The 2469-nt window shown below is 42.9% G+C and carries 2 protein-coding genes; both read right to left on the reverse strand.

Annotated elements, in window-relative coordinates; all coding sequences use genetic code 11:
* Positions 1–138: 138 nt before the first annotated feature.
* Entirely contained in the window at positions 139–900 is a 762-nt protein-coding gene (locus tag KDK18_RS03125; protein WP_257253143.1) for a hypothetical protein, read from the reverse strand.
* A 19-nt stretch (positions 901–919) separates the two neighbouring features.
* Positions 920–2245 carry a PD-(D/E)XK nuclease family protein gene (locus tag KDK18_RS03130; protein ID WP_257253144.1) on the reverse strand — a complete coding sequence of 442 codons (1326 nt, stop codon included), beginning with the start codon at positions 2243–2245 and terminating at the stop codon, positions 920–922.
* Between the last annotated feature and the right edge of the window lie 224 nt (positions 2246–2469).

Genomic DNA, 2469 nt, shown 5'->3' on the forward strand with positions numbered 1-2469 from the left:
CCGCCTGGTTCGTAGCCAGGTACTCTATCCAGCTGAGCTACGAGCGCGTAATACTCACTTGTTCACTGGCGGTGGGCGGGGAACCGGTGGCGGAATTTTTTGATATCACTCTTCCTTTCCCTGCCAAGTTAAATATGATTACGCCTTCATAAAAGTTACAACCGCTTCATAGCTCCCTTCAGATAGTTCTTTTGAGCAACTAGTACTCACAAGTACTTTACTGGTATCGCTAGAAAATGCATCAACAGCTTCACCTGCTCGGATATAATCACCAAAGCTAAAAGTCGCTTCTTTCCCAGTTAATCTGACCATTATATTTGCAGAACCCTGCTTTTCAGCCATCGCATTACGGCAAACTATTAAAGCCTGCTCAGTGGTATCAAAGGATGCATCATCACCTGAGGAAACAGTTACAGCTAGAAACCCTTCAGAACCAGGCGTTACAATCGACTTAAATTCGTCAACATCAACTCTAACAAAAGGCTCAGAAACCAGAGGCTCAAGCAGTTTGTCAATCATTATTGCTAATGTTGTATCACTGCGGATAACGCTCACTTTATCTTGAAGTAACCCCAGATCACCCAAAGTTAACGCTGCATCTCGAGAAAGAAGAACAACAGGTGTCAACCCACTTTTTTTCGATTGTTGAAGCAACAAGGAAGACAAAGCGCCAGCATCAACCCCACATGCGACGAAAATAAGATCCGCTTTAGCAAGCAACGAAGACAGTTCCAGTTGCAGCACATCAATACGGTCAGTCAATGTACAGATCTTAATCTCAAGATCATCTGGTAACGACTGCTGAGAGACTTTATTGTGCCACTCCCCCACAGCTTCAGCGGCTGCGCTTCCAGCAGCCAGAACAACCAGATTGGCGACTTTCTTGTCAGCCTTTTCCATTGAAAAATTCCTTTACTTATCAATAAATGCTCAATAATACTGAATCGATTCGCTTTAGCATCTCGGTTATTTCAAGCATCAACTCGCTGGTAGTAGGCTCTTCTAACTTAACCTCTGCCAATCGATAACGACGCTCCGCCCCGACCGCCAGTCGTTTATTGAATTTTGCGGCGAATGCATCTCCAAAATCTGGCTCAATAAAGGCGGTTCTACGCCCATAAACTATCAAGCAATGCTGACGTTTCTCGCCCACCGTTTGATCAATCAATTCGAGGTAGAAAGGCCAATAGTCCTGTTCTTTATTTTGAAATTTCTCCCAATCATTCTTGAAAATTTCTAAATAAGTTTTGACGCCTGGGTACAAATCACAAGTATACTGACCAGGAAAAGTCTGATTCAGTTTCTCTTCAATCCACTCTAAATGGTGATATTGCTCCAGCGATAATAATAAAGAAGCGTTCTGAACCAAAAACTGATGAAGTTGCCCTATCTGGCTGTATTGCTCTGACATAAGGACAGACTTCCATTGAAGAAAATCAACATCATCCCACTCGTACAATTTATGTCTTTTACCATCCGTGGTTTCCACTTCTATCAGACGGCTATTCTTTACCAGTTCTCTGTGATCGCTCGCCATTGACTTGATGAAGGCATAAGGCTCTGCAAAGGAAGCGTCCAGATCGTAGCGGCTTGTTAAATGGATCAGCAGGTCTTTCAGAACCCAGCGAGCAGATTCTTGCAGAGAATCGGTATGAACTATATTTTCCAACGCCGTTATCAGCCATTGGTGACTGACTATTGCCCACTTTTCTTGCTCACTGCTTTGCAAAATCTCCCTTGTAAAAGTCTCATGCCCATCCATAAGGATGCGTACCAATCGAAGATCAGGATCATTTTCCACCAGCGACTCAGCCCATTGCGAATACGCCGCCAGCTGATTATTTTGTTCCTTACTTCCGTACTTGTGCTCAACAACAATAATCAGCTTGTTTGACAAGTCCGTCGCTAAAATATCGATATACCGTTTATTTTCACCATAGGCATGTAAATATTCCACGCAGACATTGAGATTCTGCAGTGCGAGTTGCTCAACATCCAACAAGGTTAACGGAAAAATCTCACGATCGTTCGCGACCGCATCCCGAAGCAAAGCTTTGATAAAGTAGTCACCCAGTCCATGCCCTTCCTTTGGGTTCAGCAACCATGCAATCACTTTTGAGAGACTGGTTTCACCCGGGCTGATGACATCAAAAATCTGTCGATACTGATTGTACACAACTGCCTGTTGGTAACGAGGGTCAACTATAAATTGCTCAACAAGCTCAATAGCTCTGTGAAGATCCATTTTGCACAACTCGATGTTTAAACAAGTCTTCATCATAAAGAATCAGCACAGTTATGCATTGATACATATCATTATCAAACGTAACTCCATCCACTCAACAAAAAATCGTAACAAAAAAACGATTTCAAGCTTGACGCACATTCGTTTCAGTAATACGATTAATTCCAAGATGAATCGTATTAGGAGAACGATCATGAAAATCAGGCAATCCGCCATTCAGAGTA

The organism is Endozoicomonas sp. SESOKO3 (genome assembly GCF_024606255.1).

Coding starts and splice junctions, on each gene's coding strand:
- KDK18_RS03125 (WP_257253143.1), bottom strand. CDS start 900: ATGGAAAAGGCTGACAAGAAAGTCGCCAATCTGGTTGTTCTGGCTGCT.
- KDK18_RS03130 (WP_257253144.1), bottom strand. CDS start 2,245: ATGGATCTTCACAGAGCTATTGAGCTTGTTGAGCAATTTATAGTTGAC.